Annotated in this window: 17 protein-coding genes and 2 pseudogenes; 11 read left to right on the top strand and 8 right to left on the bottom strand. The window is 70.9% G+C overall.

Annotated elements, in window-relative coordinates; translation table 11 throughout:
• Positions 1-177 precede the first annotated feature (177 nt).
• The 4 genes and pseudogenes from aspA to F3T56_RS47985 form a co-directional block, all read left to right on the top strand.
• On the top strand, positions 178-1593 hold the full coding sequence (aspA, locus tag F3T56_RS20590) for an aspartate ammonia-lyase (protein WP_149826663.1): 1416 nt from the start codon (positions 178-180) through the stop codon (positions 1591-1593).
• Positions 1594-1630: 37 nt separating this feature from the next.
• The gene (locus tag F3T56_RS20585) at positions 1631-2569 is read left to right on the top strand and encodes a glutaminase (RefSeq protein ID WP_149826662.1); all 939 of its coding nucleotides are present in this window, start codon (positions 1631-1633) and stop codon (positions 2567-2569) included.
• Positions 2570-2717: 148 nt separating this feature from the next.
• Positions 2718-4070: a polyprenol phosphomannose-dependent alpha 1,6 mannosyltransferase MptB gene (mptB, locus tag F3T56_RS20580; protein WP_149826671.1), complete on the top strand. Its 1353-nt coding sequence runs from the start codon at positions 2718-2720 to the stop codon at positions 4068-4070.
• Positions 4067-4951 (top strand): annotated as a pseudogene (locus F3T56_RS47985) (glycosyltransferase family 87 protein); the annotation flags it as partial. The gene mptB and the pseudogene F3T56_RS47985, both read left to right, overlap by 4 nt.
• Before the next feature lie 227 nt (positions 4952-5178).
• Here F3T56_RS47985 and F3T56_RS20570 read toward each other — a convergent pair.
• Positions 5179-6333 carry a D-alanyl-D-alanine carboxypeptidase family protein gene (locus tag F3T56_RS20570; RefSeq protein WP_246203723.1) on the bottom strand — a complete coding sequence of 385 codons (1155 nt, stop codon included), beginning with the start codon at positions 6331-6333 and terminating at the stop codon, positions 5179-5181.
• 208 nt (positions 6334-6541) lie between these two features.
• A complete protein-coding gene (gene rho, locus F3T56_RS20565) occupies positions 6542-7669 on the bottom strand; it encodes a transcription termination factor Rho (RefSeq protein WP_149826660.1) in 1128 nt (375 codons plus the stop codon).
• Between the two features lie 336 nt (positions 7670-8005).
• Between rho and F3T56_RS20560 the strand changes: the two genes are divergently transcribed.
• Positions 8006-9835, top strand: a complete 1830-nt coding sequence (locus F3T56_RS20560; RefSeq protein WP_149826659.1) for an alkaline phosphatase family protein — start codon at positions 8006-8008, stop codon at positions 9833-9835.
• 54 nt (positions 9836-9889) lie between these two features.
• Positions 9890-10342, top strand: a pseudogene (locus F3T56_RS20555) (barstar family protein); the annotation flags it as partial.
• A gap of 261 nt (positions 10343-10603) precedes the next feature.
• On the opposite strand, the gene F3T56_RS20550 reads toward F3T56_RS20555, so the two are convergent.
• Entirely contained in the window at positions 10604-12193 is a 1590-nt protein-coding gene (locus F3T56_RS20550; protein WP_149826657.1) for an alpha-amylase family glycosyl hydrolase, read from the bottom strand.
• 64 nt (positions 12194-12257) lie between these two features.
• Here F3T56_RS20550 and F3T56_RS20545 point away from each other — a divergent pair, with 64 nt between their 5' ends.
• Positions 12258-12995 carry a class I SAM-dependent methyltransferase gene (locus tag F3T56_RS20545; protein ID WP_149826656.1) on the top strand — a complete coding sequence of 246 codons (738 nt, stop codon included), beginning with the start codon at positions 12258-12260 and terminating at the stop codon, positions 12993-12995.
• 48 nt (positions 12996-13043) lie between these two features.
• On the opposite strand, the gene F3T56_RS20540 is transcribed toward F3T56_RS20545, so the two are convergent.
• The 4 genes from F3T56_RS20540 to F3T56_RS20525 all read right to left on the bottom strand — a co-directional run bounded on the left by F3T56_RS20540 (position 13044) and on the right by F3T56_RS20525 (position 17192).
• Positions 13044-14012: an acetylxylan esterase gene (locus tag F3T56_RS20540; protein WP_149826655.1), complete on the bottom strand. Its 969-nt coding sequence runs from the start codon at positions 14010-14012 to the stop codon at positions 13044-13046.
• A gap of 238 nt (positions 14013-14250) precedes the next feature.
• The gene (locus F3T56_RS20535) at positions 14251-15828 is read right to left on the bottom strand and encodes a solute symporter family protein (RefSeq protein ID WP_246203722.1); all 1578 of its coding nucleotides are present in this window, start codon (positions 15826-15828) and stop codon (positions 14251-14253) included.
• 74 nt (positions 15829-15902) lie between these two features.
• Complete coding sequence (locus F3T56_RS49335) at positions 15903-16241, bottom strand: DUF485 domain-containing protein (protein ID WP_425473592.1); 339 nt, start codon at positions 16239-16241, stop codon at positions 15903-15905.
• A gap of 366 nt (positions 16242-16607) precedes the next feature.
• Positions 16608-17192, bottom strand: coding sequence for an Rv1733c family protein (locus F3T56_RS20525; protein ID WP_149826653.1), 585 nt, complete (start codon positions 17190-17192; stop codon positions 16608-16610).
• 241 nt (positions 17193-17433) lie between these two features.
• On the opposite strand from F3T56_RS20525, the gene F3T56_RS20520 reads away from it, so the two are divergent.
• From F3T56_RS20520 to F3T56_RS20505, 4 genes are all read left to right on the top strand, one after another.
• Complete coding sequence (locus F3T56_RS20520; RefSeq protein ID WP_149826652.1) at positions 17434-18162, top strand: GNAT family N-acetyltransferase; 729 nt, start codon at positions 17434-17436, stop codon at positions 18160-18162.
• 195 nt (positions 18163-18357) lie between these two features.
• Complete coding sequence (locus F3T56_RS20515) at positions 18358-19158, top strand: putative protein N(5)-glutamine methyltransferase (RefSeq protein ID WP_149826651.1); 801 nt, start codon at positions 18358-18360, stop codon at positions 19156-19158.
• A 111-nt stretch (positions 19159-19269) separates the two neighbouring features.
• Positions 19270-21285 carry an NADPH-dependent 2,4-dienoyl-CoA reductase gene (locus tag F3T56_RS20510; RefSeq protein WP_149826650.1) on the top strand — a complete coding sequence of 672 codons (2016 nt, stop codon included), beginning with the start codon at positions 19270-19272 and terminating at the stop codon, positions 21283-21285.
• A 164-nt stretch (positions 21286-21449) separates the two neighbouring features.
• Complete coding sequence (locus F3T56_RS20505) at positions 21450-22022, top strand: PadR family transcriptional regulator (RefSeq protein ID WP_149826649.1); 573 nt, start codon at positions 21450-21452, stop codon at positions 22020-22022.
• Between the two features lie 43 nt (positions 22023-22065).
• Here the strand turns inward: F3T56_RS20505 and F3T56_RS20500 are convergent, their stop codons facing one another.
• Positions 22066-22602: a hypothetical protein gene (locus tag F3T56_RS20500; RefSeq protein ID WP_149826648.1), complete on the bottom strand. Its 537-nt coding sequence runs from the start codon at positions 22600-22602 to the stop codon at positions 22066-22068.
• Positions 22603-22788: the final 186 nt, after the last annotated feature.

Genomic DNA, 22788 nt, shown 5'->3' with positions numbered 1-22788 from the left:
ACCCGCCATACAAACCGCACCCCCCGAGCTCTCAGGCGAAGCGGGGTCGAAGGGGCAGCCGCCCCTGGATGGGGGAGGGACGAGTAGGGGCGGCGGGGGCGAAAAGATCCGCCGGAGACCCCGTACGCATCCCCGTTCGCCCCACCCGCACCCTTACGAAAGAAGGCCCGCCCCACCATGACCCCCGCCGCAGCCACCCGTAGCGAACACGACCTGCTCGGAGACCGCGACGTCCCCGCCGACGCGTACTGGGGCGTCCACACCCTGCGCGCCACGGAGAACTTCCCCATCACCGGCACCCCGATCTCCACGTACCCGCACCTGATCGACGCCCTGGCCGCCGTCAAGGAGGCCGCCGCCCGCGCCAACGAGGAACTCGGCCTGCTCGCCCCCGAGAAGGCGGCCGCGATCATCGAGGCATGCCGGGAGATCCGGGAGGGCAAGCTGCACGACCAGTTCGTCGTCGATGTCGTGCAGGGAGGTGCAGGCACCTCCACCAACATGAACGCCAACGAGGTCGTCGCCAACCGGGCGTTGGAGCTGCTCGGCCACACCAAGGGCCAGTACCAGCACTTGCACCCCAACGAGGACGTCAACCTCGGCCAGTCCACCAACGACGTCTACCCGACCGCCGTCAAGATCGCGACCGTCTACGCCGTGCGCGAGCTGCTCAAGGCGATGGCGGTGCTCCAGGACTCCTTCGCCCGCAAGGCCGTCGAGTTCCGCGACGTGCTGAAGATGGGACGCACCCAGCTCCAGGACGCCGTACCGATGACGCTGGGCCAGGAGTTCTCGGCGTACGCGGTCATGCTCGACGAGGACCGCAGCCGCCTCGCCGAGGCCGTGGAACTGGTCCACGAGATCAACCTCGGCGCCACCGCGATCGGCACCGGACTCAACGCCCCCGCGGGGTACGCCGAGTCGGCGCGACGGCATCTCGCCGAGATCACGGGGCTGCCCCTCGTGACCGCCGCCAACCTCGTCGAGGCCACCCAGGACTGCGGTGCCTTCGTGCAGATGTCGGGCGTGCTCAAGCGGATCGCCGTCAAGCTCTCCAAGAGCTGCAACGACCTGCGTCTGCTGTCGTCCGGGCCGCGCGCGGGACTCAACGAGATCAACCTGCCGCCGGTGCAGGCCGGTTCGTCGATCATGCCGGGCAAGGTCAACCCGGTGATCCCCGAGGTCGTCAACCAGGTCGCCTTCGAGGTGATCGGCAACGACGTCACCATCACCATGGCGGCGGAGGCCGGACAGCTCCAGCTCAACGCGTTCGAGCCGATCATCCTGCACTCCCTGTCGGAGTCGATCACCCATCTGCGCGCCGCCTGCCTCACCCTCGCCGAGCGCTGCGTCGACGGCATCACCGCCAACGAGGAGGAACTGCGCGCGGCGGTGGAGAACTCCATCGGCCTGGTCACCGCCCTCAACCCGCACATCGGCTACACGGCGGCCACCGACATCGCCAAGGAGGCCCTTGCCACCGGCCGTGGCGTCGCCGAACTCGTCCAGGAGAAGGGCCTGTTGCCCGCCGAACGACTGCGGCAGCTGCTGAAGCCCGAGGTACTCGCCGGCAGCGGTGTACCCACGGTCTGACCTGCTACGACGCGACCAGGACCGGCCCGGAGGCACAATGGCGATCATGACAACGACGTCGTCCCTGCCCTTCCAGCCGGTCCTGGAACGCATCGCCGAGGAGATGGAACGGACCCCGGGCCGCGGCCGCCCCGCCGACTACATTCCGGCACTCGCGGCCCGCGACCCCCGCCGCTTCGGCATGGCCGTCGCGGAACTCGACGGCACGGTGTACGGCGTGGGGGACTGGCGGGAGCCGTTCTCCACGCAGTCCATCACCAAGGTGTTCACCCTCGCCCTCGTCCTGGCCCGCGAGGGCGACGAACTCTGGGAACACGTCGGCCGGGAGCCCTCCGGCAACCCCTTCAACTCCCTGGTCCAGCTGGAGTACGAGAACGGCATCCCGCGCAACCCGTTCATCAACGCGGGCGCCCTGGTCGTCACCGACCACCTCCAGACCCGTACCGGCGACGCGGCCGGCGAGATGCTGTCCTTCCTCCGTGCCGAGAGCGGCAACCCGGCCCTGGACTTCGACGAGGAGATCGCCGCCTCCGAGTCCGCCCACGGCGACCGGAACGCCGCCCTCGCCCATTTCATGGCGTCGTACGGCAACATCGACAACCCTGTACCGGCCCTCCTGGACCAGTACTTCCGCCAGTGCTCCCTCAACGCCTCCTGCGCCGACCTGGCCCTCGCCACCACCTTCCTGGCCCGCCACGGCGTCCGCGCCGACGGCACCCGCCTCCTCACCCGCAGTCAGGCCAAGCAGGTCAACGCGGTCATGCTGACCTGCGGCACGTACGACGCGGCCGGTGACTTCGCCTACCGCGTGGGCCTTCCCGGCAAGAGCGGTGTGGGCGGCGGCATCGTCGCGGTTGTACCGGGCCGCTGCACCTTGTGTGTCTGGAGTCCGGGCCTGGACGAACGGGGCAACTCGGTCGCGGGCGTGGCAGCCCTGGACCGCTTCACGACGCTGACGGGTCTGTCGGTGTTCTGACGGCGTTCTGACAACTCACTGATCACATCCTGGCCATATCGCGGTTCCCGCCCGGAGGGCATCATGTTGCCTGCCCGCCACCCCGCGTTGACATGGTGACAGAGTGTTGGCCAACGCTTTCCCCGTCGACCTACGCCGCTGCCAGGCCATGGGCCTGGCCGGCTCCGCATTCCTCGCTCTGGGAGGTGAGACCGCCGGCGCCCTCCAGGCGCGAGACCTGCTGTCGCCCACGTCGGGACGCGGAGCGCTGGGCCTGGTCGGTGTGTACTTCGGCGTCGTCCTGCTGATAGCCGCCTGGGCACTGCTGGGGAAGGTCGTACGGGGCCCCGAACCCCCAACTCCCCGTTCGCTCCTGCTGGTTCTGGCGGTCTGGGCGGCCCCGCTGCTGCTGGCGCCGCCCCTGTTCAGCCGGGACGTGTACAGCTATCTCGCGCAGGGCGCCATGGTCGACGCGCACATCGACGTCTACGCCCACGGACCCGCGATGCTCGGCGGCCCGCTCGCCGAGGAGGTGTCCCCGATGTGGCAGCACACGGCGACACCGTACGGTCCGGTCTTCCTGGCCGTCGCCTCCGCACTGTCCGGCCTGACCGAGGGGGAGATACCGGCCGGACTGCTGGGCATGCGCCTGGTCGCGCTGCTCGGCGTGGCCCTGATGGCGGTGGCGCTGCCCCGCCTGGCCCGGCACAGCGGCGCCGACCCGGCCGTCGCGCTCTGGCTCGGCGCGCTCAACCCGCTCGTCCTGCTCCACCTCGTGGCCGGCGCCCACAACGACGCGGTGATGCTCGGTCTGCTGGGCGTCGGACTGGTGATGGCGCGGGGCCGCTGGTACCTCCTCGGTGCCGTTCTCGTGACGCTCGCCGCGCTGGTGAAGGCGCCCGCCGCGCTCGGACTGCTGGCGGTGGTCGTGATGCGCGGCCGTAGCCGCTGGGTGCGGACGACCGCGATGACCGCGGCGGTCGCGTCGGCCACCACGGTCGTGGCGACCGCCCTGGCCGGTACGGGATACGGCTGGATCGCCGCCCTGCGCACCCCGGTGTCCCCGGACAACTGGTCGCCGACCAGCGTCCTCGGCCGTATCACCGGCGACATGCTCCACGACCTGGGCAGCGACCTCGCCCCCCTCGCCCTGCCGGCCTGGCGCGCCGCCGGACTGCTGGTGACCCTGGCCGTCGTCCTCTTCATATGGCTGCGCCTGCGGCCCGGCCCTGTCTACGCCCTCGGCCTCAGCCTGGCCGCCGTGGCCGTGCTCGGCCCCGCGATACGCCCCTGGTACGCCCTGTGGGGGCTGTTCCTCATCGCCGCGGCGGCACGGAACGCCTCCGTGCAGCGCAGGGTCGCCGCCGCCAGCGGGGCGCTCGCGCTGGCCGTCCTGCCGAGCGGGGACCCGGCGGACACCGAGCAGATCGCCCTGGCGGTGTGCGGGGGAGTACTCGCGGTGGTCGTCCTCTGGCAGGCCCACCAGGCCGCGCAGGCACCGGCCCTGGAGCGGACCGCATGAGGGCGCCCCGAACCGACCGCACCCGCGTCCTGCTGGTCCTCGCCCTCGTCACCGCCGTCACCGTCTTCACCGCGACCGTCCCCCTGCTGCGCGGCTGGTTCGACCTGCGCGTCTACCACGGCACGATCGACACCTGGGTCCACCACGGCGGCCGGATATACGACTACCGCGTGCCCGGCACCATGTACGGCTTCACCTATCCGCCGTTCGCGGCCGTGAGCATGCTGCCGATGGCGCTGGTCGACCTGCGCACCGCGGTCGCACTGTGCGCGCTGCTCAACCTGGCGTCGCTCGTGGCCGTGCTGTACGTCCTCGGGGGGCCGCGCCTGCGGCGCTACCGCTGGTTCGGCGTGGTCCTCGTCTTCTGCGGGCTCGCGCTGTTCGAACCGGTCCGGGACACCTTCAGCTTCGGCCAGGTGAACCTCATGCTGCTGGCGCTGGTGCTCGCCGACGCCTGGTTGCTGTCCACCGGCCGGGGGCGCTGGGCAGGTGTCGGCATCGGTCTGGCGGCGGCGGTGAAGCTGACGCCCGCTGTCTTCATCGGCATGCTCCTGCTCGCCCGGCGGTGGCGCGCCGCCGGGCTCGCGACGGCCGTCGCCGCGGCCGCCACCGCGGCGGCGGCCTGGATCGCCCCGGAAGCCTCCCACTTCTACTGGACCGAGGCACTGTGGGACACCAGCCGCATCGGCCGCCTCGACTACGTCTCCAACCAGTCGCTGCAAGGCGTCCTGGCCCGCCTCGTGTCACCGGACGAACCCAGCCGCACCGTATGGGCGTTGATGGTCCTCGTGGTGCTCGGCGTGTGGGCGTGGAAGGTACACACGGCGGTGCGCGCGGACGACTGGATCGCCGCGTTCGCCGTCACCGGGCTGACCGCGTGCCTGGTCAGCCCGATCACCTGGGTGCACCATCTGGTCTGGCTGCTGCCGTCCTTCGCGGTCCTGCTGAGGCACCGCCGGCTGCTGCCGCTCACGGTGTGCCTGTACGTGGTGCTGTGCAGCAGCGTCGTCTGGCTCTGGTTCGACGGCGCGTCCGGCATCGACGGCTTCGTCGGCAGCAACGCCTACGTGTGGATCACCCTCGGCCTGCTGCTGTGGCTGCCGATCGGTCAGCCCCGGGTGAGCCTTCTGTTCCTGAGCCGCAGGAACAGCGCCACGGCCGCCGCCGCAGCCAACCCGGCCGCGCCCGCGATCACGCCCGCCGGCGGTCGGCCGGGGTCCGTGACCTCCTCCTTCTCACGGACGGGAGGCGCTGACTCGGGGCGGGCCTGAGGTGCCGCCGCAGGGCGTGGCGGCAGCAGCGAGCCCACGGGTTCGACGCGTCCGGCGGCACGGAAACCCCAGTCGAGCAGCGAACGCGTCTCCTCGTACACGGCGAGCCCGCCGCCCACCCGGGGCCTCAGCACCGTGGTGACGAGGGTGCGTCCGCCCCGCTCGGCGGCGGCGACCAAGGTGTTGCCCGCGTTGCTGGTGTAGCCGTTCTTGATGCCGATCAGCCCCGGATAGTGGGCGACCCCGACGCCGGTGAGCAGCCGGTTGGTGTTCCGGATGTCGTACGACCAGCCGCCCGCGGGAAACTTCGCCGTGACCGTGGAGCAGTATGCGGCGAACTCCGCGTTGCGCAGCCCGGCCCGCCCGAACACCGCCAGGTCGAACGCCGACGACACCTGGCCGGGAGCGTCGTACCCGTCGGGCGAGACGACCCGGGTGTCGAGGGCGCCGAGGGCCCGGGCCTTGTCCTGCATCTGCTCGGCGGTGGCCCGCCAGCCGCCGTTGAGGCCGGCCAGGACCCGTACGGCGTCGTTGCCCGAGCTGAGGAAGACCCCGCGCCACAGGTCGGCCACGCGGTAGGTGTGGTTCTCCTTGACGCCGACCAGGCTGCTCCCGGAGCCGATGCCCGCCAGTTCCCCGCGCTCGACGGTGTGTCTGAGGCCCGCGGGGAGTCCCGGCAGGACGGTGAGCGCGAACAGGGTCTTCAGGGTGCTGGCGGGCGGCAGTTTCAGGTGTGCGTTGTGCGAGGCGAGCACCTCGCCGCTGCGGGCGTCGGCCACCAGCCACGCCACCGCGGAGACGTCCCGGGGAAGCCGGGGCGCCCCGGCCCGTGGCCGGTACAACGGCGGCGGCTCCCGCACGGCCTTGGCGTCCAGCTCGCCCGACTCGACCGAGGGACCGGCGCCCTGCGGGCTCGACGCGATGGCGAGGGCGCCGATCGCGCAGAGGGCGGAGCAGCGGAGGGCGACGCGGGACGAGAATCCGATGGTCATAGCGCAAACGTAGGAATGGTCGTGCGCTGGACCGGGGTGTCAGGGCCGAGCGGGCGGCTCGAGCACCCGGATGCCGCACGATGGATGTGACTCCGCGGGTCGGTGGGGGAAAAGCACGGGGCGCAGCCCCTGCTTTTCAGGGGCGCGGGGAACCGCGCGAGCAACCACATACAGCTCGCACCCGCCAACACGCAGACGCTCCCGAGCTCTAACGCGACAACTGCCCCAGAAACGTCGCGTTGTCCGGCGTGGCCCGCATCCGCTCCAGCAGCGCTTCCACGTTGGCTTGCCCCTCACGCGACCGCAGAGCGCGCCGTAGCCCTCGTACGGCGCTCAACTCGCCCGGTGTCAGCAGGAGTTCCTCGCGGCGGGTCCCTGACGGGGTGATGTCGACCGCCGGGAAGACCCGCCGGTCGGCGAGCGCGCGGTCCAGGCGGAGTTCCATGTTGCCGGTGCCCTTGAGCTCCTCGAAGAAGAAGTCGTCGGCGCGGGAGCCGGTCTCGACCAGGGCGGTGGCCAGGATGGTGAGGGAGCCGGCCTCCTCGGTCAGCCGGGCGGCACCGAAGAGCCGCTTCGGGCCGTGCAGCGCGGCGGCGTCGACACCGCCGCTGAGGGTGCGGCCACCGGCGGCGGCCGCGTTGTTGTGGGCCCGGCACAGCCGGGTCAGGGAGTCCAGCAGGATCACGACGTCCTCGCCCTGCTCGACGAGCCGCTTGGCGCGCTCCACGACGAGTTCGGCGAGCGCGATGTGCTGCTTGGGGGACTGGTCGAACGTCGAGGCGTACACCTCGCCCCGCACGGAGCGCCGCATGTCGGTCACCTCCTCGGGCCGTTCGTCGACCAGGACGACCATGAGGCGGGCCTCGGGGTGGTTGGCGGCGATCGCGGCGGCCACCTGCTGGAGCAGTACCGTCTTGCCGGTCTTGGGCGGGGCCACGATCAGTCCGCGCTGGCCCTTGCCGACCGGGGCCACCAGGTCGACCAGACGGCCGGTCAGACCGCTCGCCGGGTGTTCGAGCCGCAGCCGCGTGCGCGGGTGCAGTGGGGTGAAGTCGCCGAAGTGCGGGCGGCGGCGCAGCTCTTCGGGCGTACGGCCGTTGATCCGCTCGACCTCGGTGAGGGCGCGCCGACCGTTGCGTACGCCCTCGACGGTGTCGCCCTTGCGCAGGCCGTACCGGCGGATCAGCGCGGCGGGAACCTGCGGATCCGAGCCGTTGGGCAGCCCGCTCCCGTCGCGCAGGTGGCCCTGCCCGCCCTGTGCGATTTCCAGGACGCCGGTGATCCGGGCCGGGGGCTGCCGATGAGTGGAAGTGTGTTCGAGTGTGGTGGTGGTCATGGGGGAGGTCCTTTCGAGGACGTCAGGGAAAGCGCATGAGAAGGGGGGAGGAGAGAGCACACACCCGCGGTTACAGGCGCGAGGTGGTGCGGAGAAGCTGACGGCCGGTCGGGAATCGACGGGCGGTTCAGCGGGAGAGATCTCAGGAGTTGAGAGAGCGGCACCGGCGCCCGGGAACGGGCGATGCACACGTGCCGAGGGGATTCTACCACCACCGGTCGTGCGCCGTTGGTGAGTTCCTTACCGATGACTTACCCGTGGTCGTTGAACTGATCTCGCGGGTCCCCCGTACAGATGGGGGCACCGCCAGCGGTCTTCGCACGGAAGGAACGTCGCGTGTCGCTCTCCACGCGCTCCAGTCAACTGCCCGACACGGACGAGGAATCGAAGGCCGCCGAGCCGTCGACCGACGAGGCCGGTCAGGCTGATGAAGCCGGTGAGACCGATGAGGCCGGTGAGCGCCCCGGCCATTGGCGGCGCTTCCGCGCGTACCCGGCGGCCTTCCGGCGGAAGTACCCCCTCGCCGCGCGGGGCATGTCGTGGGGCCTTACGGCGTTGGCCGCCGCCGTCGTGTTCTTCGCGCTGCTCATGCCGGGCAAGGTCGAGTACTTCACGGCGCCGCAGTTCCTGCGCATACCCGTGGAGCCGATTCTCGGCGCGGCCGTGCTGATGGTCCTGCCGCGCCGGACGAGACTGGTCGCGGCGGTGCTCACCGGGGTGTTCCTGGCGGCGCTGATCGTGGTGAAGGCGCTCGACATCGGCTACAACCAATTCCTCGGGCGCGGCTTCAACGTGGTGCTCGACTGGGGACTGCTCGACGACGCCGAGTCGTATGTGGTGGACACCCTGGGCGGCACGGGCGCCCGGCTCCTGGTGATCGGCCTGGTGGTGCTGGTCGTGCTGCTGTTCGTCGTCACGTCGCTGGCGGTGGTCCGGCTGTCGAACGTCATGGTCCGCCAGCGGGACCGTGCGATGCGGGGCACGGTCGTCGCCGGAACGGTGTGGATCACCTGCTCGGCAGTCGGCCTGACTCCCCTGGGGGACACGGCGTTCGCCTCCAGGAACACGATCGGTTTCGTGCAGGACCGCTGGGCCCGCGCGAAGGAGACCATCAGGGACGAGGCCGCGTTCGCCCAGGAGGCCAAGCAGGACAAGTTCGCCGACGTGCCCGCCGACCAGTTGCTGACCGGGCTGCGCGGCAAGGACGTCATGTTCACCTTCATCGAGAGCTACGGCCGTGCCGCGCTGGAGGACGAGGCCATCGCGCCGGGCGTGACCTCGACCCTCGACAAGGCGGACGCGGACCTCCGCGCGGCCGGGTTCGCCGCGAAGAGCGGCTGGCTGACCTCCGCGACGTACGGCGGCAGCAGCTGGCTCGGGCACTCCACGTTCCTGACCGGCCTGTGGATCGACAACCAGAGCCGCTACCGCACGGTCACCGCCGGCGAACGCCTCACTTTGCCCGGCGCCTTCGACAAGACCGGCGAATGGCGGACGGTCGGTGTCGTCCCGGGCGTTCAGTACAACTGGCCGGAAGGCGACTTCTACGGCTTCGACCAGGTCTACGACTCCCGCGATCTCGGCTACCGGGGGCCGAAGTTCAGCTGGTCGACCATGCCCGACCAGTACACCCTGACCGCGTATCAGCGCCTGGAGGCCGCCAAGAAGGGCGGCAAGCCGCTGATGTCGGAGATCATCCTGACCTCCAGCCACCAGCCCTGGGCGCCCCTGCCGGAGATGGTGGGCTGGGACGAGGTCGGCGACGGCTCCGTCTTCAAGGGCATCCAGAAGGCGGGCAAGGACCCGGCGGACGTGTTCACCGACCCCGTGAAGGTGAAGGAGGAGTACGGCAAGTCCGTCCAGTACTCGCTGCGCAGCCTCCTGGAGTACGTGGAGAAGTACGGCGACGAGGACACCGTCCTCGTCTTCCTCGGCGACCACCAGCCCATGGCCAGCGTCAGCGGCAACGGCGCCGACCACGACGTACCCGTCACCGTCCTCGCCCGCGACCCCGAGGTCCTCGACCGCATCGACGACTGGGGGTGGTCGGACGGCCTCCGCCCCGGCGACGACGCCCCCGTGTGGCGCATGGACTCCTTCCGCGACCGCTTCCTGACCGCCTACGGCGAGGAGCCGACCGCCGCCGCCAACTCGCCTATGCCATAAGGGATTTCGACCGGCCGCGAACAATTCGTTTCACCGGGTGCTCCCGGTCCGGGCATGATGCCCACCGTGCAGGAGGACCGGGAGCACCGCCGACGAGGGCGCTTCACGCTGATCGAGACGGAGCACGGCCACGCCTGGGGCAGGTGCGCCGAGGCGGAGGGACTGTTCGGGGAGCCGCAGCGGGGGACGTACGAACTCGTCGGCTGGGTCCCCGAGCCGGAAGGGTCCGAGGTGCGCGGCTGGGTCGGTGACCGGGTGTGGCTGGTACCGGACGACGAGTCGCTCGATCCCTGGCTCCTGGAGGACGCGGAGAGTATCGGGGCGCATCCCGGGACGGACGGCCCGGTGCTCACCGGCCTGGACGACTACGAGGGGCCGCCGGAGGGCTACCGGGGTGCGGTACGGGTGCACGACGGGCAGCGGTGGGTGGGTTCCTGTCGGGAGTTCGCCCGTGTCCTGCCGCCCACGTGGGTGGCTCCCCCGCTCGTCTCCCTTTCCCTCGGCCCGGTTCGGGGCCCGCGCATGGACCGCAACTTCCGACTGACGGCCGAACTCACCGGTGTCAGCGTGGCGGAGGCCGAACGGGACTTCGTCTCCCGGGCCGCCCTGAACCGGCTCGTGGAGGAGGATGAGGTGGCCAAAGCGCTGATCGCGATGCTGGCGATGCCCGGCCTGTGCGGGGCGGACATCGATCTGTCGGCGGGGATGATCGCCCCCGCATGAGCGTGATGCCCGGAGCGGGGGCTCCAGGCATCCGCCGCACCGGCCCTAACCGCCGAGGTCGAAGATCCCGTACCCGAAGCCCAGTGCGGTGATCGTGCCGCCGTCGAGCCGCACGCCCTGTTCCTCCACCGCGCGGTGAGCGGTGGGCCCGTACGAGCAACTCGCCTCCCGCTGCTGGGGGTTGACGACGACCAGATACCGTCCGCCGCGCACGTACACGAACGGATGGCCCAGGTGGACCACCTCCACCGAGCCGGCGGAACCCAGTTCGGGAGTGCTCCGGCGCAGGGCTGTCAGGCGGCGCACGAGATGGAGGAGCGAGGTGTCGTCGGCGCGCTGGGCGGCGACGTTCGGGCGGTCGGGGGCCGGGTCGAGGGGGAGATAGAGACGGTCGGCGGGGGCGGTGGAGAAGCCCGCGTTGGGGGTGTTGTCCCACTGCATGGGGGTGCGGGAGCCCGCGCGGTTGTAGCGGGGGCCGAGGACGCTGCCCTCCTTGTCGGGCAGGCCCGGGACGTAGCGCATGCCGATCTCGTCGCCGTAGTAGATCGCCGGGAGTGTCGGCCAGGTCAGCTGGAAGGCGAAGGCGGCCGGGAGCTGTTCGGCCGTGCGGGGCCCGCAGTTGAGGCGGGAGAAGTCGTGGTTGGCGGTTGGGAGGGAGATGGCGCCGCCCGTGCCGTCGACTGCCGTGGACGCCCGCGTCCAGGCCTCGACGAAGGGGCGCGGTGAGCCCTTGCCGCTCGCGTCGAAGAAGCAGTCGAGCGGGTCCCAGTCCTCGTGAACCGTGCCTTCGCCGTTGCTCCACAGCGAGCGCAGGGCGAGGCCGTCGGTGGGGCCGCCGAAGTGGAGGAAGAAGTCGGCGTGGAAACCGGCCGGGATCGACACCTCGGGCTCACCCCACTCGGCGAGCAGCACCGCGTCCGGGTGGGCGGTGTCCAGCCAGTGCCGCAGCTCCGTCCAGATACGGGCGGTCTCGGCCTTCTCCGGGTCGTCCTTCACGAGCGAGGCGGCCATGTCCACCCGGAAACCGGCGAGGCCCAGGCCCAGCCAGTGGTCCATGATCGTGCGCAGGGCGTGCCGGTTGGCACGCGGGCCCTCGGCGTCCACCGGGAGCCGCCAGGGTTCGGCCGGATTCTCGCGCGCGTAGCCGAAGTTGAGGGCGGGCTGGGAGTCGAAGAAGTTCGGCAGGTACGCGCCCGGCCGGGAGCCGGGGGAGGCGACGAAGCCCTCGGGGCGGCCCTCCGCCGCCCAGATGTAGCGGTGGTCGTCCGGGTCGTTCGCGGAGACCCGGAACCACGGGTGGTCGATGGACGTGTGCCCGGCGACGAGGTCGAGCAGGATCCGGATCCCACGCCGCCGGGCCTCGTCGACGAGCTTGGCCAGGTCGTCGTCCGAGCCGTAGCGCGGCGCGACCCTCAGATAGTCCGCGACGTCGTACCCGGCGTCACGGAACGGCGAGGCGAAGCAGGGGTTCAGCCAGACGGTGTCGACGCCCAGCCAGGACAGATGATCGAGATGCTCGGTGATCCCGGCGAAGTCCCCGATGCCGTCTCCGTCGGAGTCGGCGAAGGACTGCGGATAGATCTGGTAGAAGACGGCGTCGGCCAGCCAGGTCGGGGCAGGACGGAACGAAGTCATGCTCCGGACCATAGGCGAGAGCACCCCACCCCCGCTGCCCCGAGCTTGGGCCTAAGCTGAAGTGATGTTCACCCCGCAAGGCCCCAGCCTCCGCGAACTCGCCGTTCAGGCGCTCTCCTCCGTCGAACACGGCTACGACCTCCTCGCGCCGAAGTTCGATCACACTCCGTTCCGTACGCCGGACACCATCCTGGAGGCCGTGGAGCGCGCCCTGTCCGCGATGGGGGCCTTCCAGCACGGCCTGGACCTGTGCTGCGGCACCGGGGCGGGGATGGAGGTGCTGCGCGACCTGTGCGAGAAGAGCGTCACCGGGGTGGACATCAGCGCGGGGATGCTGGCGGTGGGGAAGGAGCAGGTGGGCTCGGACGGCCCCGGGGGCGGCCCGAGCGTCGCCTGGGTGCGCGGGGACGCCCGGGCGCTCCCTTTCCGGCCGGTGTTCGACCTGGTCGTCAGCTTCGGCGCGTTCGGGCACTTCCTGCCGGGCGAGCTGCCGGGGCTGTTCGCCCAGGTCCACTCGGTGCTGCGACCGGGCGGCCGCTTCGCGTTCCCGCTCCCGGCGCCCGCGCCGCCCCGCTCGCCCTGGTACTGGGCGGCCCTCGGCTTCGACACGGCGATGCGGGTGCGCAACGCGGTCTGGCGGCCGCCGTTCGTCATGTACTACCGGCCGTTCCGGCTCGGCCTCGTACGCGAGGAGCTGGAACGGACCGGCTTCGAGGTGGAGCTGTCCGCGCTGCCGGAGTTCGGCCACCGGGACGACGGCAGCCCACGGTGCCGGATGGTGGTGGCCACCCGCCAGGGATGAGGCGCCCAGCTGCGGGCCTCACCCCTGGAGCACCGGGTCGTGCCCGCCTCAGAGGTGCGACGAGAGCCACCGCAGCTTGGCCGCCTCCTGGAAGGGGCCGCCGCCCTCGTGGTCGTTGAACTCGTAGACCTCTATGTGCTTGTTGTCGCCGGCCCAGGCGTTGAAGGCCGCGAAGACCGTGGACGGCGGGCAGGTCTGGTCCTCCAGGGCCGCCGAGAAGAGCGCGGCGGCCCGGCCGCGCGCGGCGAAGTGCACGCCGTCGAAGTACGCGAGGGTGCGCCGGATCTGTTCGGTGCGGCCGCGGTGGGTCTTGAGGTACTTGCCGATCTCGCGGTACGGGTCGCGGTCGGTGAGGGTCGTCGAGCGCGGGAAGTCGCACAGGAACGGCACATCGGGCGCGACCGCGACCAGGTCGGGGACCAGACCGCCGACCGCGATGGAGATGCCGCCGCCCTGGCTGGAGCCGAGCACCGCCGTGCGTGAGGCGTCGGTCAGCGGGTGGGACCGGGCGGCCTCCACCGCGCGCACCGCGTCTGTGTACACGCGCCGGTAGTAGTAGTTCTCGGGAGCGTCGATGCCCCGGGTCATGAAGCCGGGGAAGGCGGGCGCGCCGCCCACCGGGTCGGGGGTGTCACCGCCCCCGCCCCAGGCGCTGCCCTGGCCGCGGGTGTCCATCACGAAATGCGCGTAGCCCGCCGACGCCCACAGCAGATGCGTGTGGGGGAGGTTGCGCCCGCCGCCGTAGCCGATGAACTCCACCACGGTGGGCAGCGGTTCGGTGGCCCCTGCCGGGAGGACCAGCCAGCCCTTCACCGGGTGGCCGCCGAACCCGGCGAACGTCACGTCGTACGTCTCGACCGTCGTCAGATGGGTCTCGACCGGCTCGAAACGGGCGTCGAGGTCGTGCTCGCGGGACTCCTGGAGCGTCTTCGCCCAGAAGGCGTCGAAGTCCTCGGGTTCCGTCGAAGCGCTTCGATAACCACGGAGCTCGTCCAACGGCAGGTCGAACAGGGCCATGAAGGACCACCTTTTGTGTTCTTCTGAGTACTTGAGGTGCGAGTGATCACACCGTACGTGGGGCGCCGCGGGCCCGCCAAGAGGTTCTTCCGGGCCCGCGACGCCCTGGGTCCTGTCGTCAAATTCCCGTCTGCCTCGCGACGCCATGCACGCTCCCCCACTCTCGGCTTCGCTTGAGCGGGAGGGGCCCCACCGCCGCCCTGCGGGCGACGACGGGAATTTGACGACAGGGCCCGGCTCACCGCTGGTCGGCGCCGATCAGCGCCCTGACCTCGAAGTCCTCGTACACGGACTCCTCCTGCGGCGGGCTGAGGAAGGAGCCGAGCCACCCCAGCAGGAAGCCCGCCGGGATCGAGACGATGCCCGGGTTCTGCAGCGGGAACCAGGCGAAGTCGGAGTTCGGGTACACCGAGTCGGGGGTGGAGGAGACGACCGGCGAGAACAGCACCAGCAGGACGGAGCAGGCCAGACCGCCGTACAGGCTGAGCAGGGCGCCGCGGGCGGTGAACCCGCGCCAGAACAGGCTGTAGACGATGGTCGGCAGGATGGCGGACGCGGCGATCGCGAAGGCCAGGAATGCCAGCGTGGCGGTGTTCGTGCCCCAGGCCAGCAGGGCGATCACCATGGCGAGAACGCCCATGGCCACCGCGGCGATCCGGGCGACGCCCAACTCCTCCGTCTCCTTGGCCTTGCCCTTGCGGATGACCTCGCCGTAGAGGTCGTGGGCGACCGACGAGGCCGCGGCCAGCGTGAGTCCGGCCGCGACGGCGAGCAGGGTGACGAAGGCCAGGGCGGAGACGATCGCGGTGAGGACCTCGCCGCCGAGTTCGCCGGCGAGGAGCAGCACGGCCGCGTCGCCCTTGTGGTCGATGTCCGCGATGGTCTCCCGGCCCACGACGGCGGTGGCGCCGAGGCCCATGACGCCGGCCATCAGACACACGAACGCGACCAGACCGATGGCCCACAGCACCGAGGTGCGCAGCACCCGGGTCTGGCGGGGCGCGAGCAGCCGCATCATCACATGCGGCAGCGCGGCGAGTCCGAGCACGATGGCCAGTTGGAGGCTGAGGAAGTCGAGTTTGCTGATGGCTCCGCCGCCGTAGCGCAGCCCCGGTTGGAGGTACTCGTCGCCCAGATTGCTGCCCGCGACGGCGGACGACAGAAGGCTGTCGACGTTCCAGTTGAAGCGGTTCAACACCATCACGGTGACGATCGTGACGCCGGCGATGAGCATGACGGCCTTGACGACCTGGATGAACGTCGCCCCCGGCATACCGCCGATCGCCGCGTAGATGGTGACGATGGAACCGATGATGATCACGATCATCATGCGGGTGTTCGGGCCGGGTTCGCCGACGAACTGGGTCATCAGGGCGATGCTGCCGACCAGTTGGGCCACCAGGTACAGCGTGCACACGGCGAGTGTGCAGACGGCCAGGGCCAGCCGGACCTGCCGCTGTTGCAGGGGCAGCCGCCGGGCCAGGGTGTCGCCGAGCGTGAACTTGCCCGAGTTGCGCAGGGGTTCGGCGATGAGCAGCAGCACCATCATCCAGGCGACGACCGTGCCGCAGAGGTAGAGCAGACCGTCGTACCCGGTCAGGGCGACCAGGCCGGTGCTGCCGAGCAGCGTCGCGGCCGAGAGGTAGTCGCCGCACATCGCGAGGCCGTTGCGCAGCGGCGACATGTCGCGGTTGCCGAGGTAGAACTCGCTGATCTCGTCCCGCTGTGGCGCGGTCAGCAGCGCCGTGAACAGGGTGATCACGACGACGGTCAGGAACAGCACGAAGGTCAGCCGCAGGCTGAACGCGTCGGCCACGCTGGCGGCCGTCGTGAAGGAAGGTGTGGAGGGAGTCGTGAAGGGGGTCGTGAGGGGGGTCGTGAGGGAAGTCGTCACCACGTGCGGAACCGCCGTCCGGCCGGAATCCGGCGCTGCTGCTGCTCGGCCTCACGCTCCTCGAGCTGGGCACGGAGCCGGCGCGCGACCGGGTCGACGTTCTTGCGCATGTGCCGTACGTACAGCCACGCGGTCACGCCCATGAGGGCGAACTGGGCCAGACCGAGGATCAGTCCCACCGTGAGATGCCCGATCAGCCGCTGATTCAACAGCCCTGGTACGAAACTCGACAGGAGGACGTACGTCAGGAATCCACCGACCGAGAGCGCGGTCGCCCACACTCCGAATCTGCGATATGCGGCGCTTATTGAACGGAATTCAGAGTGCGCGTGTATGGGCTGTCGGCCCGCCGGTGCGCGTCCCGGACCGGGTGCGGGGGAAAACGAATCGCCTCCATGGTCGGACGGGGGAGGAAACGGGACGGAACTGTCGTACCGTGCCGTGTAGTTGGACACAATGCACCCTCTTCGCTGCTTTATGTCTCGCACGCGACTCCGTGCGGTCGCGGCTGTGGTCCCTGGGGAATTGGAGCGTTGCGGGAGTCAGCCGCTGTGCGGAACTGTAGGGGGGAGACAGCGGAGTATGTCAGCGAGGCGATTGAAGTATCAACCGCCTTGCGGGGGTGGATTTTGTGGACGTTTCGCGGCTGGCCGACATGCGCTGCACAGCTTTTAGCTGAGCATTGTTCTTGTTTTTGCAGGTCACGCCCAGCGGTGTCCCCAGTCGGGTCCCGTGCGCGCCCACTCCTGCTCCCATTCGGCCAGCCGGTGCCGGATGGCGACCCGGCGTACGGTGAAATGCAGCACGAGAACGATGCCGACGACACCCCCCGTGGCGCACGTGCCCATGGCCAGGGCGTGCTGCCAGACGGCCGTGTCGGTCGGCGGCGGCGGGACGCTGTGGCCCGCCGAGTCCAGCCAGACGTCGGCGCGATCACCGCGCTTCGTACCCGTCGGCACCCGGGCCTCGCCGGTCCTGGAACCGCCGTCGGGCTCGGTCCAGCGGGCCTGCACCCAGTGCATGGGCTGCTTGTCGCCGTACGCCGAGGGCGCCGCGGCGGGGGCCTTCTCGACGATGACGGCGCTGACCCGGTCGAGCTCGGCGCGCTGCGCCGCCGCGTGCGCCCGCGCGTCCCCGTGGGCCCACTGGCCCACCGCGATTCCGGCGGCCGGAGCGCCGACGACCAGCAGGAACACGACGATCAACACCGTCCATGCCTCGACGACGTCCGAGCGCCGGCGCAGCGGATTGGAGCGCCACCGCCACCCGAACACCTGGCCTCGCATCTCACCCTCCTCACCGGCGTGGTCCTCATGTACGAGAACCCCGGTTAGGACTGGTCCGCACTTCCGGTGTACCCGAAAGTGGCCGCCATGACATGGTTTGGGACAAAAATTATGGAAGCGCGGGCAAAGGGTGGGGGTGACCGGTACGGGAGCGTCAGGAGGGGGCGTCTCCTCGCCTCCGCGCCGTACGAGAATGACTGCCGACGGTGACCCGGTGACAGCGGAGAAGAGTGGAGAGCGCATGTCGGAGTACGTGAGCGACCTCAAGGGCGCCGACGCCGCACTGCATGCCCTCGACAACCCCGCCCTCGCCTCCCTCACCGGCCCGCACGCCCACTTCGCCGAGAAGCGCGGCCGGGTGCTGCGGTACCCGGTGGACGTGTCCCCTTGGCTGGCCCTGCCCGACGAGCCCGACGCCGGTGACTGGGCGGACCTGGCGGCGCTGGCGGGTCCCGGCGCGGAGGTCGCGCTCGCGGGATTCGGCGGGGGCCTCCCGGCCGGCTGGGAGGCGACCTTCGATCTGGCGGGCGTCCAGCTCGTCGACGCCGGGATCGAGACCGCGCCGGACGACGAGGCCGTACGGCTCGGCCCCGCCGACGTACCCGAGATGCTCGACCTGGTCGCCCGCACCCGCCCCGGCCCCTTCCTGCCGCGCACCGTCGACATGGGCACCTACCTCGGCATCCGCCGGGGCGGCGCCCTGGTCGCGATGGCCGGCGAGCGGCTGCATCCGCCCGACTGGACCGAGATCAGCGGCGTCTGCACCGACGAGGCCTGGCGCGGCTCGGGTCTCGGTACCCGGCTGATCCTCGCCGTCGCCCACGGCATCCGGGAGCGCGGCGAAACCCCGTTCCTGCACGCCGCCGCGGCCAACGCGAACGCCCTGCGGCTGTACGAGACGCTCGGCTTCCGGCTGCGCCGCACCATCCGGTTCACGGGGGTCCGGGTGCCGGCCGCCGAGAGCTCGTGACCACCGGGTCGCGGCCTTGAAGTTCCGTCATGATCATGGGGTAAGGTGACCGGGCCAGTCGCCACGTGGATCGAGGAGGTGAGACCCATTACCGCTGTGTCAGGTCGGGTGCTCTCACCTCAACGCGGCGCGGTGTACGGCCGGTAGGCCCACCGCGGGAGCGTCCTTCGGCCCACCGAAAGGCTCTCGGCTGTCATGCCACCTCTTTCCATTCTCTCCACCGCCTCTGTCGTCACGGCACTGCGTGCCGCCGGCTGTGTCTTCGCCGAGGACGAGGCGGAGTTGATCCTCACCACCGCACGCACCCGGGACGAGGCGGCCGCCATGGTCGACCGGCGCGTCGCGGGCCTGCCCCTCGAACTCGTCCTCGGCTGGGCCGAGTTCGCGGGACTGCGCATCACCGTGGAACCCGGTGTGTTCGTCCCCCGCCGCCGTACCGAATTCCTTGTCGCCGAGGCCCTGGCCGCCGTCCCCGGTGCCCGCGTCGTCGTCGACCTGTGCTGTGGCTCGGGTGCGGTGGGCGCCGCCCTGACCGCCGCACTGCGGAACAACGACGGCGGCGTCGAACTGCACGCCACCGACATCGACCCGGGGGCCGTGCGCTGCGCCCGCCGTAACATCGCGCCCCACGGTGGCCACGCCCACGAGGGCGACCTGTTCGCGGCCCTGCCCACCGACCTGCGTGGCCGCGTCGACATCCTCGCGGCGAACGTGCCCTACGTCCCCAGCGGCGAAGTCCCGCTCCTGCCGAGCGAGGCCCGCGACCACGAGCCTCTCGTCGCGCTCGACGGCGGCAGGGACGGCCTGGACGTCCTGCGCCGGGTCGCCGCCGAAGCCCTCGAGTGGCTCGCCCCCGGCGGCTGTCTGCTCATCGAGACGAGCGAACGCCAGGCCTTCCTCGCCCTCGACATCTTCCAGGGCTCCGGCCTCGCCGCACGGACGGCCGTCTCCGAGGAGATGTACGCCCACGTGATCATCGGCGCCGCCCGGCACTGAGCCTCGCGTCGACCCCGATGTGGGCTTGCCCTCAACCCTTGTGCAACTAGTTGCACAAACAGCGTGGCGTCGTCTACAACGAAGGGGACGACGCCACGCACGGAGGCCCCGATGAGCCCGTACCCCCACCTGCTGAGCCCTCTCGACCTGGGCTTCACCACCCTGCCCAACCGCGTGCTCATGGGCTCCATGCACGTGGGCCTGGAGGAGGCCGAGCGCGGCTTCGCGCGCATGGCGGAGTTCTACGCGGCCCGGGCACGCGGGGGAGTGGGCCTGATCGTCACCGGCGGCATCGCACCCAACGAGGCCGGACGCCCGTACGAGGGCGGCGCCAAGCTCACCACCGACGCCGAGGCGGACAAGCACCGGGAGATCACCAGGGCCGTCCACCGCGAGGGCGGCCGGATCGCGATGCAGATCCTGCACTTCGGGCGGTACGCCTACCACCGCGACCTCGTCGCGCCGAGCGCCCTCCAGGCCCCCATCAGCCCGTACATCCCGCACGAGCTCACCGACGCCGAGGTCGAGCAGACGATCGACGACTACGCCCGTACGGCCCGGCTCGCCCGGCGGGCGGGGTACGACGGCGTCGAGATCATGGGCTCCGAGGGCTACCTGATCAACGAGTTCATCGCCCAGGGCACCAACCACCGCACCGACCGCTGGGGCGGCTCGTACGAGAACCGGATGCGTTTCCCCGTCGAGATCGTGCGCCGGGTGCGCGAGGCCGTCGGCGAGGACTTCATCGTCGTCTACCGGCTGTCGATGCTCGACCTCGTGCCCGGCGGGTCGAGCTTCGACGAGGTGGTCACGCTGGCGAAGGCCGTCGAGGCGGCCGGGGCGACCATTATCAACACCGGCATCGGCTGGCACGAGGCCCGGATCCCCACCATCGCGACCTCGGTGCCGCGCGGCGCGTACACCTGGGTGACACGCAAGCTCATGGGCGCGGTCCAGGTGCCGCTCGTGACGACCAACCGCATCAACACCCCAGAGCTGGCCGAGCGGTTGCTCGCCGACGGCCACGCCGACATGGTGTCCATGGCCCGCCCGATGCTGGCCGACCCGGACTTCGTGAACAAGGCCGCCGCCGGTACCCCGGAGGCCATCAACACCTGCATCGGCTGCAACCAGGCCTGCCTCGACCACACCTTCAGCGGCAAGATCACCTCCTGCCTGGTCAACCCGCGCGCCTGCCACGAGACGGAGCTGGTGCTCTCCCCGACCAGGCTGCGCAAACGCGTCGCCGTCGTCGGCGCGGGACCGGCGGGCCTCGCCTGCGCCGTGACCGCGGCCGAACGCGGCCACGAGGTCACCCTGTTCGACGCCGCGAACGAGATCGGCGGCCAGCTCAACGTGGCCCGCAAGGTCCCCGGCAAGCAGGAGTTCGACGAGACCCTCCGCTACTTCCGCCACCGACTCGACACGCACGGCGTCCATGTACGGCTGAACACCTGCGTCACGGCCGACGACCTCACGGCGTACGACGAGGTCGTCGTCGCCACCGGCGTCACCCCGCGCACCCCCGAACTCCCCGGCGTCGACCACCCCAAGGTCCTCGGCTACCTCGACGTCCTGCGCGACGGGGCCCCCGTCGGCGACCGCGTCGCGATCCTCGGCGCCGGCGGCATCGGCTTCGACGTCGCCGAGTACCTGACCGACGGCGGGGAGAAGGCGAGCGAGGACCCGGCCGCGTACTTCCGGCAGTGGGGCGTCGACATGGACTACGCGGCGCCCGGCGGACTCGCACGCCCCGAACGCCCCACCCCGCCGCGCTCGGTTCACCTCCTCCAGCGCAGGACCTCCAAGGTCGGCGCCGGACTCGGCAAGACCACCGGCTGGATCCACCGCACCGAACTCAAGCACCGCGGCGTCACCATGGTCCCCGGCGCCCAGTACGACCTCATCGACGACGCCGGGCTGCACATCACCGTCGACGGAGTCCGCCAGGTACTGGACGTCGACACGGTCGTCCTCTGCACCGGGCAGGAACCACGCCGCGACCTCTACGACGACCTGCTCGCCGCCGGACGCTCCGCACACCTCATCGGCGGCGCCGACATCGCGGCCGAACTGGACGCCAAGCGGGCCATCAAGCAGGGAACGGAGCTCGCGGCAGCACTCTGAGGGCCCTAGGGGGTGGTTTGAAAGTCCCGCACAGCACCCACGGCGCCCGGCACGCTCCCCCACTCTCGGCTTCGCTCGAGCGGGGGGACCCCCACCCGCGGCGGGCGCGGGCACCGCACGGGACTTTCAAACCACCCCCTGGTGGGCGTACCTAGGATGAGCTCATGTCACTCCCGCACGCGATCCTCACCGCCCTGCTCGAAAAGCCGTCGTCCGGCCTCGAACTGACCCGGCGGTTCGACAGGTCGATCGCCTACTTCTGGTCGGCGACGCACCAGCAGATCTATCGCGAGCTGGGAAAACTGGAGGGCGAGGGCTACATCCGCGCCCTGCCCACGGAGCGGCCCGCCCGGGGACAGAAGAAGAGCTACGAGGTGCTGCCGGCGGGCCGCCAGGAACTGGCCCGCTGGACCTCCGCTCCCCAGGACCCCAAGCCGTGGCGCGACGCGCTCTTCGTACGGCTGCGCGCCGCGGCGGTGGTCGGCACGACCGGTCTGGCGGACGACCTACGGCGCCATCTCGCCCAGCACCAGCGGCAGTTGGCCGAGTACGAGGAGATCGAGGAGCGGGACTTCGGACCGGGCCGGGACACCACCCAGGACCGGCTCCAGCATCTGATCCTGCGGGCCGGTATCGACCTGGAGACCTTCTGGTCCCAGTGGCTGACCGACGCCCTGGAGGAGTTCGAGCGGCTGCCGGAGAGCGGTGGCCGTGAAGCAGGGCCGGAACGCGAGTAGGCGGCCGTCCGATGCACGGCACCGTGCGGCCGCCTACCGGCACTCACAGCCGGTGCGGCTTGGCACGGCGGCGCAGGTACCAGACCGCCGCCACCGTGCCGGTCGCCATGAGCGCTCCACCTCCCACCAGGGTGAAGGTGCCGTACTGCTCGGTGGCTCCGCCGAGACCGCCCATGACACCCCGTGAGGGCGAGGCGGTCGCACGGATGGTGGGGGTGGCGGCGGTGACGATGACGGACTGGGTGCCCGCCGTGGTCCCGTCCCTGCACACCACGATCACGGTGTACGTGCCGGGGCTCACGTTCGTCCAGGAGGCGGACTGGGTGGTGCTCGTGCCGGTGAGCGTCACCTGACGGCCCTGGGAGAAGTTCGCCTGCCCGCTGGAGAGCAGCGAGGCGGTGCCGAACACGCCGTTGGCGCTGGTGGGGCAATCGGGGGTGTTGACGGTGACTGAGGAGCCCGTGGTGCTCACCGAGATCCCCGTGGGGACGGCGGCGACCGACGGCGCTGCCAGGGCGATCGGCAGCGCGGTGGCGGCCACGGTCAGGCCGGAGCGGAGGAGTAGCTGAGACGTACGCATGGGTCTGCCCTCCGGCGGCACGGTCGGCGGGACATCCCTTGCGCCGCCGGGGATCGGGAGACCCGTGCTGCCTCAGGGCCGAGCCAACGTGCCCCACGCCCCGCCCGCACGCGGACCGCCCCCGGGCAGGTGACGGAATCCGCCGTACGGGGGACACCGCTCACCCGCGCAGTGCCGCGAGCGCTC

The sequence above is a fragment of the Streptomyces tailanensis genome (genome assembly GCF_008386495.1).
GTDB lineage: Bacteria > Actinomycetota > Actinomycetes > Streptomycetales > Streptomycetaceae > Streptomyces > Streptomyces tailanensis.
Note: the sequence above shows the minus strand (reverse complement) of the source record. Positions and strands in the feature narration are given on the sequence as shown.